The sequence below is a fragment of the Micromonospora sp. NPDC049230 genome, from assembly GCF_040647875.1.
Classification (GTDB): Bacteria; Actinomycetota; Actinomycetes; order Mycobacteriales; family Micromonosporaceae; genus Micromonospora.
The window spans coordinates 15810-32613 of the sequence record NZ_JBEZCZ010000035.1 but is presented as its reverse complement, the minus strand read 5'-3'; the positions used below and the strand labels follow the sequence as shown (position 1 = coordinate 32613).

Annotated in this window: 18 protein-coding genes and 1 pseudogene; 6 read left to right on the top strand and 13 right to left on the bottom strand. The window is 71.0% G+C overall.

The window, feature by feature from the left end:
• Positions 1-12: 12 nt before the first annotated feature.
• Positions 13-768: a hypothetical protein gene (locus AB0A95_RS25555; RefSeq protein ID WP_357558288.1), complete on the bottom strand. Its 756-nt coding sequence runs from the start codon at positions 766-768 to the stop codon at positions 13-15.
• The gene (locus AB0A95_RS25550) at positions 765-1265 is read right to left on the bottom strand and encodes a SigE family RNA polymerase sigma factor (RefSeq protein WP_357558287.1); all 501 of its coding nucleotides are present in this window, start codon (positions 1263-1265) and stop codon (positions 765-767) included. Before AB0A95_RS25550 ends, AB0A95_RS25555 begins: the two co-directional genes overlap by 4 nt.
• A 136-nt stretch (positions 1266-1401) precedes the next feature.
• Here AB0A95_RS25550 and AB0A95_RS25545 point away from each other — a divergent pair, with 136 nt between their 5' ends.
• The gene (locus AB0A95_RS25545) at positions 1402-2235 is read left to right on the top strand and encodes a DUF3152 domain-containing protein (protein ID WP_357558286.1); all 834 of its coding nucleotides are present in this window, start codon (positions 1402-1404) and stop codon (positions 2233-2235) included.
• A 25-nt stretch (positions 2236-2260) separates the two neighbouring features.
• On the opposite strand, the gene AB0A95_RS25540 is transcribed toward AB0A95_RS25545, so the two are convergent.
• Both AB0A95_RS25540 and AB0A95_RS25535 read right to left on the bottom strand, forming a co-directional pair.
• On the bottom strand, positions 2261-2989 hold the full coding sequence (locus AB0A95_RS25540; RefSeq protein ID WP_357558285.1) for a hypothetical protein: 729 nt from the start codon (positions 2987-2989) through the stop codon (positions 2261-2263).
• Between the two features lie 178 nt (positions 2990-3167).
• Positions 3168-3701 (bottom strand): annotated as a pseudogene (locus AB0A95_RS25535) (snapalysin family zinc-dependent metalloprotease); the annotation flags it as partial.
• 242 nt (positions 3702-3943) lie between these two features.
• On the opposite strand from AB0A95_RS25535, the gene AB0A95_RS25530 reads away from it, so the two are divergent.
• Positions 3944-4663, top strand: coding sequence for a VOC family protein (locus AB0A95_RS25530; protein WP_357558284.1), 720 nt, complete (start codon positions 3944-3946; stop codon positions 4661-4663).
• A 14-nt stretch (positions 4664-4677) separates the two neighbouring features.
• Here the strand turns inward: AB0A95_RS25530 and AB0A95_RS25525 are convergent, their stop codons facing one another.
• The 6 genes from AB0A95_RS25525 to AB0A95_RS25500 all read right to left on the bottom strand — a co-directional run bounded on the left by AB0A95_RS25525 (position 4678) and on the right by AB0A95_RS25500 (position 8298).
• Complete coding sequence (locus AB0A95_RS25525; RefSeq protein ID WP_357558283.1) at positions 4678-5256, bottom strand: dihydrofolate reductase family protein; 579 nt, start codon at positions 5254-5256, stop codon at positions 4678-4680.
• Positions 5253-6452 carry an RNA polymerase sigma factor gene (locus AB0A95_RS25520; protein WP_357558282.1) on the bottom strand — a complete coding sequence of 400 codons (1200 nt, stop codon included), beginning with the start codon at positions 6450-6452 and terminating at the stop codon, positions 5253-5255. The genes AB0A95_RS25525 and AB0A95_RS25520 overlap by 4 nt, the downstream gene beginning before the upstream one ends.
• Positions 6453-6472: 20 nt before the next feature.
• Positions 6473-6826 carry a YciI family protein gene (locus tag AB0A95_RS25515; RefSeq protein ID WP_357558281.1) on the bottom strand — a complete coding sequence of 118 codons (354 nt, stop codon included), beginning with the start codon at positions 6824-6826 and terminating at the stop codon, positions 6473-6475.
• A 40-nt stretch (positions 6827-6866) separates the two neighbouring features.
• Positions 6867-7280, bottom strand: coding sequence for a DUF6069 family protein (locus tag AB0A95_RS25510; protein WP_357558280.1), 414 nt, complete (start codon positions 7278-7280; stop codon positions 6867-6869).
• Between the two features lie 119 nt (positions 7281-7399).
• Positions 7400-7711 carry a hypothetical protein gene (locus AB0A95_RS25505; RefSeq protein WP_357558279.1) on the bottom strand — a complete coding sequence of 104 codons (312 nt, stop codon included), beginning with the start codon at positions 7709-7711 and terminating at the stop codon, positions 7400-7402.
• A gap of 272 nt (positions 7712-7983) precedes the next feature.
• Positions 7984-8298 (bottom strand): L-rhamnose mutarotase, encoded by a 315-nt coding sequence (locus tag AB0A95_RS25500; protein ID WP_357558278.1) that lies wholly within the window; start codon positions 8296-8298, stop codon positions 7984-7986.
• Between the two features lie 540 nt (positions 8299-8838).
• Between AB0A95_RS25500 and AB0A95_RS25495 the strand changes: the two genes are divergently transcribed.
• A complete protein-coding gene (locus AB0A95_RS25495; RefSeq protein WP_357558277.1) occupies positions 8839-10020 on the top strand; it encodes a Cmx/CmrA family chloramphenicol efflux MFS transporter in 1182 nt (393 codons plus the stop codon).
• Positions 10021-10556: 536 nt separating this feature from the next.
• Here AB0A95_RS25495 and AB0A95_RS25490 read toward each other — a convergent pair.
• Positions 10557-11216 carry a DsbA family oxidoreductase gene (locus AB0A95_RS25490; RefSeq protein ID WP_357558276.1) on the bottom strand — a complete coding sequence of 220 codons (660 nt, stop codon included), beginning with the start codon at positions 11214-11216 and terminating at the stop codon, positions 10557-10559.
• A 90-nt stretch (positions 11217-11306) separates the two neighbouring features.
• Complete coding sequence (locus AB0A95_RS25485) at positions 11307-11669, bottom strand: antibiotic biosynthesis monooxygenase (RefSeq protein WP_357558275.1); 363 nt, start codon at positions 11667-11669, stop codon at positions 11307-11309.
• A 275-nt stretch (positions 11670-11944) separates the two neighbouring features.
• On the opposite strand from AB0A95_RS25485, the gene AB0A95_RS25480 reads away from it, so the two are divergent.
• The 3 genes from AB0A95_RS25480 to AB0A95_RS25470 all read left to right on the top strand — a co-directional run bounded on the left by AB0A95_RS25480 (position 11945) and on the right by AB0A95_RS25470 (position 14999).
• Positions 11945-12574: a TetR/AcrR family transcriptional regulator gene (locus tag AB0A95_RS25480; protein ID WP_357558274.1), complete on the top strand. Its 630-nt coding sequence runs from the start codon at positions 11945-11947 to the stop codon at positions 12572-12574.
• Between the two features lie 33 nt (positions 12575-12607).
• Positions 12608-14101 carry an MFS transporter gene (locus AB0A95_RS25475; RefSeq protein WP_357558273.1) on the top strand — a complete coding sequence of 498 codons (1494 nt, stop codon included), beginning with the start codon at positions 12608-12610 and terminating at the stop codon, positions 14099-14101.
• 106 nt (positions 14102-14207) lie between these two features.
• On the top strand, positions 14208-14999 hold the full coding sequence (locus AB0A95_RS25470; protein ID WP_357558272.1) for a maleylpyruvate isomerase family mycothiol-dependent enzyme: 792 nt from the start codon (positions 14208-14210) through the stop codon (positions 14997-14999).
• Between the two features lie 41 nt (positions 15000-15040).
• Here AB0A95_RS25470 and AB0A95_RS25465 read toward each other — a convergent pair whose 3' ends face one another.
• Complete coding sequence (locus AB0A95_RS25465; RefSeq protein ID WP_357558271.1) at positions 15041-16240, bottom strand: RtcB family protein; 1200 nt, start codon at positions 16238-16240, stop codon at positions 15041-15043.
• Positions 16241-16804 lie beyond the last annotated feature (564 nt).

Here is a 16804-nt window from a genome sequence, read left to right as displayed (position 1 = left end):
CGGGCCTGCGCGTCAGAGGCGGCGGCCGTCGGCGTCGCGGGCCATGATGCCGTCGAGCCGCTCCCCCGGGACCAGCGTGGCCGGCTCGAACCAGAAGATCACCACCTGCTTGTCGAGACTCCACCGGGCCAACCGGGCATCGACCTGCCGACCGTCCACGGTGCCGATGATCCGGACGGCGGGGCCGACGAAGTAGCCGAAGGTGGGCACCGGTTCGGCGGACAGGCTCTCGTCGTAGCCGATCTCGTGGAAACCGGCGCTGCGGTCGGACCCTTCGACGTCGTTGACCAGGATGTCCGTTGTCAGCAGGCCGTCCGGATCCTGGCGACCGGCGGCCAACCCGATGGTCACCCCCGGCTCGCCGGGCACCGACACCCCGACCATGTAGTAGACCCGGCGGTCGGCGCCGTGCCGCACCCCGCTGTCGATCAGCTGGCCCTGCGGCTTCGGGGCCGGGACGTCGCGGACCTTCGTCGGCGGTGGCGTGGGCTTCATCGCGTCCGGCACCATCGGCGAGACACCGGCCGATGACGAACCGACGGCGACCGGCGGTGGGCGCTCGGGGCCGGACGGGTCGCCCGGTCGGGCGACGACCCCCACCACGACGACGGCGGCGACCCCGGCCGCGAGCGTCGCCGCTCCCGCTCCGGCAACCCGCCGACGGGTACGCAGCCGCCGCCCCTCGCGCATCACCAGGTCCAGGTCGAGCATGGTGTCGGGGCGCTCGGTCGCCCGCATGGCGTCGCGGAGCCGTTCCCACTCGCTCATCGACGCGTCTCCTCGTCGGCCGTCCGCGGCGCGGCGGCGCGCAACTTCTCCAGTGCTCGCGAGCTGGTGCTCTTGACCGTGCCCACGGACACGGCGAGTTCCCGGGCCACCTGCGCCTCCGGAAGGTCGAAGTAGTAGCGCAACACGACGATGGCCCGCTCACGAGGGCTGAGCGCGCCCAGGATGCTGATCAACCACCGCCGGGTGGCCACCTCGTCGGCCACGTCGTGACGCCGCTGTTCCGGCACCTCGTCGGTCGGATACTCCCGCATCGGTCGCCGCCACCCGTCGACCAGGTGGTTGACCAGGGTGCGGCGGGCGTACCCGTACGCGTCGTCGTCGTGGACCCGCGACCAGGACGCATAGGTGCGGACCAGTGCGGTCTGCGCGGCGTCCTCGGCCTGGTGGTGGTCGCCGGTCATCAGAAACGCGGCATGCACGAGTCGCGCGGACGCCGCCCTCGCGAACTCGACGAACTCCGCGTCACCCCGCGCCACCGTGAACCCTCCCCGTGCCACCACCGCTAGGGACGGGCGAGACCGGCGAAAGGTTGAGCCACAATCACCTCAACCTTTGGCCGTGGTCACCCGTCTTCTCCTCCGCTGCCGCCGATCGGCACGCGAGGGGAGAGACATGTTGACGAAGGTTACCCGCCGATGGCGTACCGCCTCGGGGGCGTCACTGCTGATGGTGGCGCTGCTCACCGGGTGTGGTCCGACAACCACCCGGCGGGCCGACCCCCTCGCCGCCACGCCGGCGCCCAGCCGGCCGACACCGACGACCACCGCCTCGGGTCGGCCGACCGGAGTCGCCGGTGTCCCACCCAGGTCCGCGTCCGCCGCCCCGGTCGCCTACCCCGCCTCCGGCAGCAACCGCTGGTCGACGGCGTCCGCCGAGGCGGCCCCGGCACACGGGACCGGCGGTCGGTTGTTGCGCTACCGGGTCGCCGTGGAACGCGACATCCGGGGCCTGCCGGTGGGCGACGTCGCCACGGCGATCTCCGCGACGTTGAACGACCCCCGCGGGTGGACGGCCGGCGGGGCGTGGCGGCTGCGCCGGGTGGGTGCCGGTGACCCGACCGACTTCACCATCTACCTGGCGACCCCCGACACCCGTGACACGCTCTGCCAGGACCTGCCAGACGCCTACACCTCGTGCCGCAACGGTGCCCGGGTGGTGCTCAACGTGGCGCGCTGGGTCAAGGGGGTGCCGGGCTACGGCGCGAGCCTGACCACCTACCGGGAGTACATGGTCAACCACGAGGTGGGGCACAAACTCGGGTTCGGTCACGAACGGTGCCCCGGGCGGGGCCAGCCGGCGCCGGTGATGCAGCAGCAGACGTTGGGCCTGCACGGCTGCACGGCGAACGCCTGGCCGTACCCGAAGGGCACGGTCCGCTACAGCGGGCCGGTCGGCGCGTACGACGACGACATCCCACGGCGCGAGGGCGCGTACTCGGCGCCCTGATCCCCGACGACCGGAGGCCGTTGCCTCAGGTGCGGCGACGCTCCTGTTCGAGTCGCTCGTCCAGCCGACCCAGTTCGTAGATGTCGTTGAGGCTGGTCGGCAGCCGCCGGACATTGTCCGGCGCGGCCTCGTGACCCGGCTCGGGGTCGAGACCCGGCTCGGGGTCGAAACCCGGCTCAGGGTCGCGGGCCGGCTCGGGGCCGGGAGACGGCGCGGCGGGGCCGCGAGACAGCACGGGGCCGCGAGACAGCGCGGGCGCGGCGGCCGCCCGACGGCGGCGCAGGAACAGCAGTGCCAGCACCGCGAGGGCGGCGGCGACCAGCAGGGAGTACGCGAGGGGCCACCCGTCGCGAGCGGGGCTGACGAGTACCGGCGAGGCAGCCGAAGCGGGGGTGCCGGCGCCGTCGCGCGGGGGCACGGTGGCCTCGCGGGTGCCCGTGCCCGTGTCCGTGCTGGTGGCGGGGCCGTTCGGGGCGGCGGGGCCCGCCGGTGCGCGGACAGCGACCGACGACCCGACGGGCGCAGGGGTGGCGCTGGGCCCCGGCGGGGTGGGGCGGTCGGTGGCCGTCGGTGACCCGGGCGTGGCCGTCGGGGTGGCGAACGGCGTCGCGCTCGGCGTCGCGCCGTTGCCGAGCAGGTCGTCGACGATCCGGCCGACGCCACCGAGGAGGTCCCCCACCGGGTCCGAGGTGGCCGACGGGGACGGCGCGGGCGCGAGGGCCACTGTCAACATGAGGGCGACGACGGCAGGCACGGGTCCACCTCCGGGGTGTCGGTGTGTCCGGCACCGTACCGCAGGGGGAAAAGGTGTGGGTGACCCCGTCCGGCCGTCGGCGGGGACGCGACCCGCGCGTCCCCGCCGAGGTGTCCCGGATGGTCCGACGGGCAGACCGCCGACCTGGGTGGAGGTCCACCGTCGGTCCGATGTCCTAGGCTCCGGCCCAGGTGTACGTCGTGCTTGCCGGTGCGGCCAGGGTGCCGGCGAACAGCGAGTTCACCCGGCTCGCCTCGGCCGAGCTGGGGTTGGCGTTGCGGCAGGAGACCGGGGCGCTGCTGCCGGACATCAGGTCGGAGCAGAGCCCGGTGCGCCGGTCCGGCAGGCCCAGGATGTGGCCCAGCTCGTGGGCGGCGATGCGGTTGCGGTCGTAGCCCTGGTTGACGGCCGTGCGGCCCATCCAGATCCGGCCCGAGCCGAGGCCGGTCGGCTGCGCGCGGGGCCAGCCGTCGTCGACGTAGATGGTGATGCTGGCCGGGGTGCCGGGCTGGAGCCGGACGGTGCTGACCCGGCTGTTCCAGATCTGCGCGGCCTGGTCGAAGTTGGTGCGGAACTCACCGGTCCGGCTCGCGTCGTAGTAGACGGTGCGTACGGCGGCGGCCGGCGCACCGGTGGTGAGCTGCACCCCGGCTGCCGCCAGGATCGCCACCAGCATGGCCAGCGTCGTCCGTAGCACTTGTCGTCGCAACATCACGCACTCCCCTGCGGTCGTCCGGCGACCATCAGCCAGCCGCCAGTCATCGATATAGGTCAATGCTAGGGCGATGGCTGCCGATGTCCGGCATAGCGGAAGAGTCATACCGGCGCGGTCGACGGACCCACCGGTGTTCACCTGGGTCGGGACTCGGCCGTCATCATCCGGTTGGACGAGCAATGGCGATGATCGGCCTTTTCCATGTGCGACGGACACCTCGCGACGCCTAGGAAGGACCCATGACCAACGAGGTGACCGTTCCCCTGCTGCCCTGCGCGTCCATCGACGACATCGTCACCTTCTACGAGGTTCTCGGCTTCCGCACCACGTACCAGCAACGCAAGCCCAACCCGTACGTGGCGTTGCGACGCGACGATCTGCATCTGCACTTCTTCGAGATGGCCGGTTTCGACCCCGAGCAGTCCTACGGCTCCTGCCTGGTCCTCACCTCGGACATCGCGGAGCTGCACCGGGCATTCGCCGCGGGAATGCGGACCGCGTACGGCAGGGTCCTGGTGTCCGGGACACCGCGGATGACGCGTCCCCGGGCGCGACGAAACTACGACGGCGTGGGCGGGTTCAGCGTCATCGACCCGGGCGGCAATTGGATCCGCGTGGTCCAGAACGTCGCCGAAACGCCCGCGGTGGCGACGGTGCCGCCCGGGCGGCTCGCGAAAGCCCTGGCGAACGCCGTCGTGCAGGGCGACTCCAGGGGTGACGTCCAGCAGGCCATCCGAATCCTCGACAGCGCACTCGCCCGCCCACAATCCGATGACGACCCGGTCGCGCAGGTGGAGGTCCTCGTCTACCGCGCCGAGCTGGCAATGGTGCTGCGCGACCAGGAGACCGCACGGGAGATGCTGGCCCGCGCGGACGCCGTCGTACTCAGTGCCGACGAGACCCGGCGAGCGGCGCCGACGTTCGAAGCCGCAGCCGACCTCTCGGCGGCGATGCGGTAGGCCGACGAGGGCGGTCAGACGTGCGGGGTGGGCCGGTAAACGAGCTCCTGGGTCCGGCCGTCGAGGGTCCGGCTCTCGATCAGCTCCAGGTCGAAGTCGGCCGCACCGGAGAAGATCGGCTCGGTGCCGGTCTTCCCGGTGATCACCGGGAAGACCGTCACCTGGACGAAGTCGACAAGGCCGGCGGCCATCAGCGCCCGGTTCATCGACAGGCTGCCGTGCGAGCGCAGGGGCACGTCGGACTCCTCCCTGAGCCGGGCGACGACATCGACGGCGTCGCCGCGCGCGACAGTCGCGTCCGGCCAGTCGAGGGGCTCCTGCACCGTGTTCGACACCACTGTCGCCGGGAGGGCCCTCATCCGGGTCACCCAGGCGTCGCGGACGTCGGACTCCTCGGTGCTCGCGGCCAGCATCTGCGCGAACTCCCGGTACGTGCGGGCCCCGAAGACCATGCGCTGCTCCGCGCCGTACGTGGCGAGGCGGTGCGCGAGCAGCTCGGGGCCCTGCTTGCCCCAGTAACCACCCCAGTTGCCGCTGGCGCTGCCGAAGCCATCGAGGCTGGAGAAGACGTCGAAAGTGTAGGTGGCGGTCATGATGCGCTCCTGGTGTGGGTGAGTGCGGCACGACGTGTCCGCAGGTGGGCGTGCTCGATGTCGTTGCTGGTCAGTGCCATGGCCTGGTCGTAGGCGGCTCGGGCCTCGTCGTCGCGTCCGAGCCGGACCAGCAACTCGGCTCGGGTGGCGGGCAGCCGGTGGTAGCCCGGGAGGTCGAGGCCCGCCAACTCGGCGAGGGCCACCGCCGGTCCGTGCACCTCGGCGACGGCGACCGCGCGGTTGAGCGCGACGACCGGGGTCGGCGAGAGCGCGAGGAGCTGGTCGTACAGCGCCAGGACCTGTGACCAGTCGGTGGCGGCGCCGTCGGTGTGCACAGCGCCGATCGCGGCCTGAATCTGGTACGGGCCGGGCCGGTTGCGCCGCAGACATCGCCGGACCAGGTCGTGCCCCTCGGCGATGAGCGCCCGGTTCCACAGTGACCGGTCCTGGTCGGCCAGCAACACCAACTCCCCGGTCGGGCCGAGCCGGGCGGGGCGGCGTGCCTCGGTCAGCAGCAGCAGGGCGAGCAGGCCCAGCACCTCGGGTTCGTCGGGCATCAGCGCGGCCAGCTCGCGGGCGAGTCGGATCGCCTCGGTGCACAGGTCCGTTCTGATCAGGGGGCCGGCGGTGGACGCGTAGCCCTCATTGAACATCAGGTAAAGCACGGTGAGCACGTACGGCAGGCGGTCCGGCAGCTCGTGGTCGGCGGGTACCCGGTAGGGGATGCCCGCGTCGCGGATCTTCTTCTTCGCGCGCACGATCCGCTGCGCGATCGTCGACTCCTGGGTCAGGTAGGCCCGGGCGATCTCCGGTACGTCGAGACCGCCGAGCAGGCGAAGCGTGAGGGCGGTCCGGGCGTCCGGGCCGAGCGCCGGGTGGCAGCAGGTGAAGATGAGTCGCAGCTGGTCGTCTTGCACCGGTCCCACCTCTCGGGGCTGGTCCTGGTGGTGCAGCAGCAGGGCCTGGGCGTGCCGGGCCTCCCGGGTCGACTCCCGGCGGAGCCGGTCGATCGCCCGGTTACGGGCGGTGGTCACGATCCAGGCACCCGGGTTCGGCGGCGGGGTCTGCCACTTCTGCACGGCGGTGGCGAAGGCGTCCTGGACCGCCTCCTCGGCGAGGTTGAGGTCACCGAGGAGGCGGGTCAGGGTGGCGACACAGCGGCCGTACTCCGCGCGGTAGATACTCGCCAGGTCCATGTCGGGTGACCGGCTCCCGTTCAGGCCTGGGACAGGTCGTCGAAGGGGCGTACCTCGATCGGGCCGCAGGCCGCCGCGCACTTCTCGGCCCAGGCCAGCGCCTGGTCCAGGTCCGCGCACTTGATGACCCAGAACCCGGCGATGTGCTCCTTCGTCTCGGCGAACGGCCCATCGCTCATGGTGGTGGCGCCGTTCTCGATCCGAACGACTGTGGCGCTGTCCGGTGACCGGAGCCCTCCGGCGAAGACCCAGGCGCCGCTGGCCTGCATCTCGTCGTTGATCCGGCCGGTCTCCCGGAACATGGTCTGCATCTCTTCGTCGGACGGGTCCGGCTCACCCTCGACGACGTGCACGGACAGCAGGTACTGCTTCATGACGATCCTCCGTTGATTCGATGGTGGAATGGGCGGTCGGTCAGGCGGCCAGGCGGCGCGCGACAGCAGGGACAACGATCGCGGCCGCGACGAGGTGAGTGAGCATCAGCAGCGCCCTGGTGGCCGCCCCCGCGTCGACGATCACATCCGGCACCAGCGACAGGACCGTCAGCACCACAGTGGTGCGAACGAACACGCGCCGCGGGTGCCGGGCGAAGCGCGACAGCACCGCGGCGAGGATCACCCCGACCAGCGAGAACGCCGCGGTCAGCACACCGAAGCCCGACACCGGAATCGGCGCGTCGGCCACGTCGAGGCTGATCCCCGCCGCGCGGCCAAGGGCGGCGACGGCCATGGTGGCGGCGCTCGCGGCGACCGTGGCGGCGATACCGGTCCGGATCAGCGCGCCGACGGTCGACGTGGTGGCGGGAGTGGTGGTCGCTGTGCTGGTCATCGTGCCCTCCGGTGGGGTGTGTGGCCCGCCGCGGTGGCGGGCTCTCACCAGAGCTACGAACTGAACCGATCCCGATCGACAGGTACGCCAAATATTTTTCCCCGATGTGGCGAGCGCGCTCAGGAAGGGCGGTAGACGAACAGCGCCCAGAGGAGTGGAACGGCGGCCATCGGCGCCACGCACAGGGCACCGATGCGCACCCAGGACGGCAGGCTGGCTCTGCGGGCCAGAACGACGGCCGCCACGCCGTAGCCGCCCGCCAGTAGCGCGGTCGGCAGTGACGCCCACGGCTCTGGCCCGCACTCCGACCGGTCCTGCACGAAGGGGGGCCGGCACGGCTCGGACGGGGCCATGGCCGTGGCCAGCGTCATGCCCGACAGGCACATGATCGGCAGTAGCGGGACCGCCAACAGCACGAGTGTGACAGCCACCCCGACGCTGGTGCGGCGCCGCGGTGTCGTCCCGCGCTGCTGCCCGTCAGCGCCGCCCCTGCTCCCACGATCGGTCACCGTCGCCCCCGCGATGCCAAGGTGATCCGTTGTCACATGGCCGCTCGGATCCAATCTCGACAATGGCATCGTAGTGCGGTCCCGCACGTCACTCGCCGCGTCGATCATGGAGTTGTGCTGGGCGACAAGGCGACCATTCGCCGCTACATCGGGCACCACAACTCCATGATCGACGCGGTCGACCACTCCGGAAGCTAGGCCTCGTCGGCCAGGTGCCAGATCTCTCGCATCGGGGCCCACCAGTCCCCCGAGCCGGGCTCGGCGATCGACTCCTGACACGGGTCGGTCAGCTTCCACCACTCCTGCGTCTGCGGGTCCGCCGCGATCAGCCGCAGGTCGGCCTCGTAGTCGTCGCCGACGTACTCGTAGTAGCCGAAGAGCAGGTCGCCGTGGAGAAAGATGGTGTAGTTGCGGAAGTTCGCCTCCCGCAGCGTCTGCTCGACGCTCGGCCAGACGTCGGCGTGTAACCGGAGATAGGTTTCCCGCTGCTCCGGGCGGAGTCGGATCACGCAGCCATGACGTTGCACGTCGTGCCCCCTCGTGTGAGCTGGTCGGTTCGAGCTGGCCCGGGGGCCACGGTCAACGACCCCACACCGTCCGCCGGCCGGTGGCCGTGGTGGACGATGCGCGCTGACCACCGGACCAGGCCGTGTGCCGGTCCGAGCGACCGATGATCTCAGCAGCCCGCGTCGAGATCAACACTCCGCCGGTGCGAGGTGTCCACGCGGAGCGACCACGCCACCCAGGCCGTCGTAGGCGATCCGCGTCGACCTGAAGACGCTGCCCAGGTGTTACGGGGCACGAGGTTGACGACGCCCGCTCTGGAACCTGGTTGCATGATGACCGGTGGGTTTGAGTAGTGTTTGCAGCATGTCGAGCCCTGAGGCATCCAAGGTGGGGGCTTGCGGTCACGCCGCCAGCCCCCTTGAACCACTGAGTTCATAGCCCGCTTCCCAGCAGCCTTTGCTGCGTGGGTATGTGCGCGCACCCTTGGGCGCTGGCCGCGGTGACGAGACGTCTCCTCGTTCTCTCTCACCTCGGAGTTCTCGATGCCTCTGCCGCTGTACCTGCTTGCCGTGGCGGTCTTCGCCATGGGCACCTCGGAGTTCGTGCTTGCCGGCCTGGTGCCGGACATCGCCGCAAGCCTCGACGTGTCGGTCGGGGCCGCCGGGCTTCTGACCTCGGCCTTCGCTGTCGGGATGATCGTCGGCGCGCCGCTGATGGCGGCGCTTGCGCGCCGTTGGCCCGCCCGGGCCAGCCTGTTGAGCTTCGTGCTGGTTTTCGCCGTGGCCCACGTCGTGGGCGCCCTCACGACGAGTTTCGCAGTTCTGCTCCTCACCCGCGTGCTCGCGGCCCTGGCCAACGCCGGCTTCCTGGCGGTGGCACTGAGCACCGCGACCACGCTCGTCGCGACTGATCAGAAAGGGCGCGCGCTGGCGGTGCTGCTCTCGGGTACGACGGTGGCCACCATCGCCGGCGTTCCCGGCGGTGCAGTGCTCGGCACGCTGCTTAGCTGGCAGGCGACCTTCTGGGCGATCGCACTGCTCTGCCTCCCCGCTGCCTACGGTGTCATGAAGAGCACCCCAGGCCGTGCCGGAAAGCCCTCTCAGGGCACTCCGGCTGGCTCGTCTCTTCGGTACGAGATCGCCCAGCTCGCGATGCCCCGGCTGATCCTGGCCATGCTGCTCGGTGCCCTGGTCAACGCTGCCACCTTCGCCACGTTCACCTTCCTGGCACCGATCGTGACTGACACCGCCGGCCTGGGCGACCTGTGGGTCTCGGTCGTGCTGGTGCTCTTTGGCGTCGGGTCCTTCGTCGGCGTCACCCTCGCGGGACGGCTCTCCGATCAGCGTCCCCGCATCGTGATCGCAGTCGGTGGCCCGTCGCTGTTGCTCGGCTGGGTCGCGTTGACGACCCTGGCTGCCCAGCCGGTGGCGCTTCTGCTCCTCGTGTTCGTGCAGGGCACGCTCTCCTTCGCAGTGGGCAGCACCCTGATCGCCAGGGTGCTCTACGAAGCAGCAGGCGCCCCCACCATGGGAGGGTCGTATGCGACCGCGGCGCTCAACATCGGGGCCGCTGGCGGCCCCGTCGCTGCGGCAGCGACCCTCGGGACCAATGCCGGCGACCTCGGCCCGGTCTGGATCAGCGGCCTCCTGGTTACGGTCGCACTGCTCATCGCCCTGCCACTCCGGCGATTCATGACACCCCGCGTCGGTCAGACGATCCGATGACCCACGCGAACGCTCCGCTGAGCTTCGAGGGACGACGGCGACTCACTCGCTGGCGTCGCCACGGTGCACTCGGACTCCACGACCGGCCCTCGGCCCGCATGCCAGTGCTACAAACGGCGCAACATCCATGGACAGAACCTCTAGATGATCTATTCCAGGGGTCCGGGGCGTGTGTCAAGGCCGTCTGGACTCCGCCTCGGCTCGACCGAGGACCTTGACACACGCCCTAACCGCCGAACGCCCGTCGGTCGGTCACGTGTCGCGGCGAGTTGAACCTCCGCGGACGACAGGGACCAGATGCTCCCGTACGGGCACGACCTCGGGCCGGCTTCACCCGCGATCGCTGGAGACTTGGCTGCGACACTGACAGTTCGACCTGGTCAGGGACGTCTGCGAGGTGCAGTTCGGCCACGGTCCGCCGCAGGTGCTCCACGGCGCCGGTGACGCCACCTGACCGGCAGTGCTGCGTCGCAGTCGCCCCGGTGGACGGCTCGTTCGACGATGGCATGAATCCGAGGACGGTGCAGGTCATCGTCTCAATCAATCCTTGAGGCGCGTTCTGGCGTCCCGGGCGGGGCGTTCAGGCCGGACTCCAGTAGTCGACGAAGCTGACTGGGAGGCTGGATGCCCGACACTGGACGCCCTCCGTTGATCACCAACGAGGGGACGCTGGTGACGCCGTGGGCGACCGCCTGACGCCGATCGGCTCGGACGTCTTGGGCGTAGTCGTCGCCGGCCAGGACCGCGCGGACCTCGGCGTCAGCGAGTCCCGCATCGCCGCCGAGGCGGCGCAGAACCTTCGGGTCAGCAACGTTGAGCCCGTCGGTGTGGTAGGCGCGCAGCAGCTGTTCCACCATCTGCTCCGCTCGGCCTCGGTCGGCGGCGAGGTGGCACAGTCGGTGCGCGTCGAAGGTGTTGACCGGCCGAGCCCGACGCAGGTCGATCGACAGACCTTCCGCAGCGCCCAGAGCCTCGATTGTGGCTATCCGAGCTGGCGCCTGATCGCCCCACCAACCAGCCATGGCCTCCGCAGCAGTCGGACCCGGGCTCCGGCCCTCCTCGGGTGCGAGCTCATAACTGCGCCAAACGACCCGCACCTTGTCCCGCTCGGTGACGTGCGCCAGCGCGGCGGTCAGGCGTCTCTTGCCGATGTAGCACCACGGGCACAGCACATCGGCGTAGACCTCTACTCTCATGAGCATCCTTCGGTGAGGTGGCTGTCGGCCACCGGCGGCCGCCCCGACTGGCGTTCTCCCATCGAGCGTCCGCCGGTGTGGGCCGCTCGGTCAGGCGTCGAGACGCTGTGGGCCGGGACCGATCTCGCGCACGACGGTGTAGGTCGGAACGCCGCTCATGCGCGCTTCGGCCTTGCCGGACAGACCTTCCAGAGCCTCGCGGATGGCGGCCATCCGGCCCTCACTGTCCGAGGTATCCACGAAGTTGCGGTAGTCCGCCTCGCTAGCCCAACGCACGATGTTGTACACCCGGGTGCCGTCCGTGCTCACGTGGAAGCAGGCGGACTGGTAGCCAGGATAGAAGCGCACCCAGCGCTCCTGGATCTCCGCGAAGACTGCTACCAGCTCCTGTTGCGTATCGGGGCCGTCGACCGTGTAGTCGATTATCGAGTAGAAGGCGGTATCCCTGTCCATGTACACACTCCTCAACATGCGGCAGGCCTGGTGCCATCCTGCAACCTCAACCAGGGTTGAGATCAAGAGCTACTGCGGCACCGATGTCGTGGCGCGTGGACCGCGCCTACAAGATCGCCGGCCGCGCTGATTCCGACCACCTGATTCATCCGACGGACTCCGGGCCGAAACGCAATCGTTTCCCCGCCAGGGTGCGACGCACCTCACGAAAACCTGCACGATCACACCACCGCGAACTAGTGTCAGTACGACATCGTTTCGCGGGGGGTGCGGGCATGCTGGGTGGTCAGCAGGTGGGAGCGGGTGCCGGGGTCCCGGCGGCCCGGGTGCCCCGCTGCACCGAGGGCGACCTGTTCGCCGTGGTCATCGACCTGCTGCGCGAGGTCGGCTTCGACCGGATGACCATCGACGCCGTCGCCGCCCGTGCCCACGTCAGCAAGGCCACCATCTACCGGCGCTGGGACGGCAAGGCCGAGCTGGTCGTCGCCGCCCTGCGCGACCGGCACGTGGGTGTGCACAACCCGCCCGACACCGGCACCCTGCGCGGCGACCTGATCGAGCTGCTGCGCGCCACGGCCGCGATCTGCGTGGCCGACTGCGACCTGATGCAGGCGTTGACCTTCGCCATGCGGACCAACCCCGAGCTGGAACGCCTGGTACGCCACCAGGTGCTGCCGGCCGGGCGGGTGGCCAGCACCGCCATCCTGGTCCGGGCCGCCGCCCGGGGGGAGATCCCGCCGGAGGCCGGCGAACGGGAGCTGTTCCACGATCTCGCGCCCGCGCTCACCATGTCCCGCCTCGTCGCGCACGGCCTGCCCGCCGACGACGCGTTCCTCACCCAGGTCGTCGACCAGGTGCTCATCCCGGTCCTCCGCTACCAACCCGACCGCCCGTCACAGGCCTGACTCACCGACATCCGCAACACGGAAGGCTTCACCATGCCCGGAACCACCTCGACCGCACCTGGCGCACCCGGCGCCGGGGCGTCGACAGGCGCGCCGCACCCGCGGCGCTGGATCGCGTTGGCGGTCATCGCGGTCTCGCAGCTGATGGTCGTCCTGGACGCCACCATCGTGAACATCGCACTGCCGCAGGCCCAGTCCGACCTGGGCATCACCGACGCGAACCGGCAGTGGGTGATCACCGCCTACACGCTGGCCTTCGGCGGGCTGCTGCTGCTCGGCGGCCGGATCGCCGACTACTGGGGCCGCAAGCGCACCTTCCTGGTCGGCATGACCGGTTTCGCGCTCGCCTCCGCCCTGGGTGGCCTGGCCACCACCGGCGGCATGCTCTTCGCCGCCCGCGCGTTGCAGGGCGCGTTCGGCGCGCTGCTCGCCCCGGCCGCGTTGGCGCTGCTCACCGTGCTGTTCACCGAGGCCACCGAGCGGGCCAAGGCGTTCGCGGTGTACGGCGCGATCGCCGGCGGCGGGTCCGCCGTCGGTCTGCTACTCGGCGGGGTGCTCACCGAGTACGCCGACTGGCGCTGGTGCCTGCTCGTCAACATCCCGGTCGCCGCCATCGCCATCGCCTTCGCGATCCCGCTGGTGCCGGAGAGCCGGGCCCACGGCAACACCCGCTACGACGTGCCCGGCGCGGTCGTGGTGACCGCCGGCCTGGTCTCCCTGGTGTACGGCTTCACCAAGGCCGCCGAGGACGGCTGGGACGCCGCCGCGACGCTCGGCTTCATCGCCGCGGGCGTGGTGCTGCTCGCCGTCTTCGTGGTGATCGAGCTGCGCTCCAGCCACCCGCTGCTGCCGCTGCGAATCATCCTGGACCGCAACCGGGGCGGGGCGTTCCTCACCTCCACGCTGATCGGCGCCGGCCTGTTCGGGGCGTTCCTCTTCCTGACCTTCTACTTCCAGGTGGTGTTGCAGTACAAGCCGCTGGAGGCGGGTCTCGCGTCGCTGCCGGTCACCGCCGGTGTGCTGGTCGCCGCGGGTGGTGCCAGCCAGCTGATGCCGCGACTGGGCGCCAAGCCGCTGATGCTCGCCGGTGCCGTGCTCGCCGCAGTGGCCATGCTGGTGCTGACCCAGATCGACGTGGACACCTCGTTCCTCACCCACCTGCTGCCCGCCCAGGTGATCCTGGGCCTGGGGCTGGGCTTCACCTTCGTGCCGCTGTCCAGTCTCGCCCTGGTCGGGGTGCCGGAGCACGACGCCGGTGCGGCCAGCGCGACGCTCAACGCCACCCAGCAGGTCGGTGGTTCGCTGGGCACCGCACTGCTGAACACCTTCTACACCAGCGCGGTCGCCGCGTACCTGGTCGGCCGGGCGCCGAACCCGGTCAACCAGGTCGCGGGCCTGGTGCACGGCTACCGCGTGGCGTTCGCGTGGGGCGCGGTGCTGATCATCCTCGCCGGACTGGCGACCCTGTTCCTGGTGAAGGTGCGCAAGGAGGACATCCCGACCGGCAGCACCGTGCACATGGGCTGAGCCGACCGATGTGGCCGCCGGTCGGACGCCCCGAACGTGGGGGACCGGCCGGCGGCCGTGTCCGGTGCCGTCCCGACCATCGTCGAAAATCCGTTTGAGGAGATCCATGCCGACCCCTGCTGACCAGATCATCACCGCTCTGCGTGCGGGCCACGAGGAGCTTGCCGCGCTCGTCCGCGACCTCAAGGAAGACGACCTGCTCCGCCCGTCGGGAGCCAGCGAGTGGCAGGTGTCGCAGGTGCTGAGCCACCTGGGCAGCGGCGCCGAGATCAACCTGGCGACGCTGGACGCCGCCCGCACCGGCACGCCCGGCCCGGACGGCGACTTCAACCGTGGCGTCTGGGCGCGCTGGGAAGCGATGTCCCCGGCCGAGCACGCCGCCGGGTTCCTGGCCGCCAACGAGCGGCTGGTCGAGGCGTACGAGGCGCTGGACCCCGAGACCCGGGCGTCGATGCGGATCGACCTCGGCTTCCTGCCGGAACCGGTCGACGTGGCCACCGCGGCCCGGTTCCGGCTCAGCGAGCTCGCGCTGCACCAGTGGGACGCGGAGGTGGCGTTCAACCAGTTCGCGGCGGTGACGCCGGATGCGGTGACGCTGCTGCTCGACCACGTCGCCGGCCTGCTGGGCTGGAGCAGCCGTCCGCAGGAGCTGGCCGGGCGGGAGACGACCCTGCTGGTTCGCCTGCACGCACCGGAGCGGACGTTCGGGTTGCGGCTGGGCGAGAAGGTCGAGGTTGTCGACGCGCCGGAGCGGGCCGACGGTGAGCTGACCGCACCCGCCGAGGCGTGGCTGCGGTTGGCGGTCGGCCGGCTCGGGTCCGCGTACACCCCAGAGGGCGTGCGGGTGACCGGCCCGCTCACCCTTGACGACCTGCGCCGGGTCCTCGTCGGGTTCTGAGCGTCACCGCGCGGGCCGGTCAGCCCGGCCCGCGCGGCACGTCAGCCCTTCACGCAGACCACCTGCTTGAGGTGCGCCACCACCTCGACCAGGTCGTCCTGCTGGGCCATCACCTCGGTGATGTCCTTGTACGCGCCGGGGATCTCGTCGACCACCCCGGCGTCCTTGCGGCACTCCACCCCGGCGGTCTGCGTGGCCAGGTCCGCCGTGCTGAACGTCCGCTTGGCCTGCGCCCGCGACATCCGCCGCCCGGCCCCGTGCGAGGCCGAGCAGTACGCGTCCGGGTTACCCCGACCCCGCACGATGTACGACCCGGTGCCCATCGAGCCGGGGATGATGCCCAGGTCGCCCCGGCCGGCCCGGATGGCGCCCTTGCGGGTGACAAGCACCTCCACCCCGTCGTAGCTCTCCTCCGAGACGTAGTTGTGGTGGCACGAGATCGGCTCGTCGTAGCCGACCTGCGGGAAGTGCTCGCGCACCACACCGCAGAGCAGAGCCAGCATGACCGCCCGGTTGCGCCGCGCGTACTCCTGCGCCCACCACAGGTCCCGCCGGTACGCGTCCATCTCCGGGGTGCCGGTGAGGAACACCGCCAGGTCCCGGTCGGGCAGGTCGGCGTTGTGCGGCAGCCCCCGGGCCACCCCGATGTGCCGTTCGGCCAGTTCCTTGCCGATGTTGCGGGACCCGGAGTGCAGCATCAGCCACACCCGGCCCTGGTCGGCACCGCCCTGCTCCAGGCAGACCTCGATGAAGTGGTTGCCCCCACCGAGGGTGCCGAGCTGCCGCCGCGCCCGGGTCTCCAGTTGCGCCACCCGCCGGTCCAGGCCCGCGAAGCGGCCCCAGAAGTCGTCCCAGCCGGCCTGCTCCAGACCACGGATCCGACGCGTGTCGACCGAGTCCTGCCGCTGGGCGAAGCCGACCGGGATGGTGGCCTCGATCGCGGACCGCAGCCCGGCCAGGTCGTCCGGCAGGTCGGCGGCGGTCAGCGAGGTGCGCACCGCCGACATGCCGCAGCCGATGTCGACGCCGACCGCGGCCGGCGAGACGGCCTGCCGCATGGCGATGACCGAGCCGACCGTGGCGCCCTTGCCGAAGTGCACGTCGGGCATGACGGCGACGCCCTGCACCCAGGGCAGCGCGCCGATGTTGCGTAGTTGCCGGGCGGCCTGCGGCTCGATGGCGTACGGGTCGGTCCAGACCCGGACCGGTGCCCGGGTGCCGGCGAGGGGGGTGAATCCCATCGTGGTCTCCTTCTGTCGTGCGGTGACCGATAATGATCAAATCTTGTCCGGCCGGGTCCGGTGGCGGGCGCGGATGGGAAACGGCCGCCCGATCCCGGTGGGATGGGCGGCCGGCGGACGCGTCAGCGTCGGCGTCAGTCGCGCCACCCCGGCTCGTTGCCCCGCAACGCGCCATCGGCACAGGATCTGGCACTGCCGAGCACGGACGCGCCGGCAGGAAGCAGGCGCCGGGCGGCATCGGTGCGGATGCGTCGCGGCACGGCGTACTCCCTCCGGGTGTGCTCGGTCGACCTTGCGTCGACGAGACTAGGAGGGCTACGGCGCGTCCGCAATGGATATCGCCGTTACCGGCCGCCGGCACGCTGTTCACCGTCTGTCCGACTGCGCGACGTGGCGTACTCACCTGGCCCGGCTAGCTTCGCGCGGGCACTGTCCGCGCCCCTGTTCCGGGAGAATCGCCATCACCACCACCTGGCCGTCGCACCGCGGCGGCACCATCGACACCGCAGCGGACCTGACGGGTACGGACGCGGATCGGAAGGCGTACGGCAGGGGGTCTGGCTG

Excerpts from the sequence above, each read along its gene's own strand:
- AB0A95_RS25555 (WP_357558288.1), bottom strand. The coding sequence starts at position 768 with ATGAGCGAGTGGGAACGGCTCCGCGACGCCATGCGGGCGACCGAGCGC.
- AB0A95_RS25545 (WP_357558286.1), top strand. The coding sequence starts at position 1,402 with ATGTTGACGAAGGTTACCCGCCGATGGCGTACCGCCTCGGGGGCGTCA.
- AB0A95_RS25530 (WP_357558284.1), top strand. The coding sequence starts at position 3,944 with ATGACCAACGAGGTGACCGTTCCCCTGCTGCCCTGCGCGTCCATCGAC.
- AB0A95_RS25525 (WP_357558283.1), bottom strand. The coding sequence starts at position 5,256 with ATGACCGCCACCTACACTTTCGACGTCTTCTCCAGCCTCGATGGCTTC.
- AB0A95_RS25520 (WP_357558282.1), bottom strand. The coding sequence starts at position 6,452 with ATGGACCTGGCGAGTATCTACCGCGCGGAGTACGGCCGCTGTGTCGCC.
- AB0A95_RS25515 (WP_357558281.1), bottom strand. The coding sequence starts at position 6,826 with ATGAAGCAGTACCTGCTGTCCGTGCACGTCGTCGAGGGTGAGCCGGAC.
- AB0A95_RS25510 (WP_357558280.1), bottom strand. The coding sequence starts at position 7,280 with ATGACCAGCACAGCGACCACCACTCCCGCCACCACGTCGACCGTCGGC.
- AB0A95_RS25495 (WP_357558277.1), top strand. The coding sequence starts at position 8,839 with ATGCCTCTGCCGCTGTACCTGCTTGCCGTGGCGGTCTTCGCCATGGGC.
- AB0A95_RS25490 (WP_357558276.1), bottom strand. The coding sequence starts at position 11,216 with ATGAGAGTAGAGGTCTACGCCGATGTGCTGTGCCCGTGGTGCTACATC.
- AB0A95_RS25485 (WP_357558275.1), bottom strand. The coding sequence starts at position 11,669 with ATGGACAGGGATACCGCCTTCTACTCGATAATCGACTACACGGTCGAC.
- AB0A95_RS25480 (WP_357558274.1), top strand. The coding sequence starts at position 11,945 with ATGCTGGGTGGTCAGCAGGTGGGAGCGGGTGCCGGGGTCCCGGCGGCC.
- AB0A95_RS25475 (WP_357558273.1), top strand. The coding sequence starts at position 12,608 with ATGCCCGGAACCACCTCGACCGCACCTGGCGCACCCGGCGCCGGGGCG.
- AB0A95_RS25470 (WP_357558272.1), top strand. The coding sequence starts at position 14,208 with ATGCCGACCCCTGCTGACCAGATCATCACCGCTCTGCGTGCGGGCCAC.
- AB0A95_RS25465 (WP_357558271.1), bottom strand. The coding sequence starts at position 16,240 with ATGGGATTCACCCCCCTCGCCGGCACCCGGGCACCGGTCCGGGTCTGG.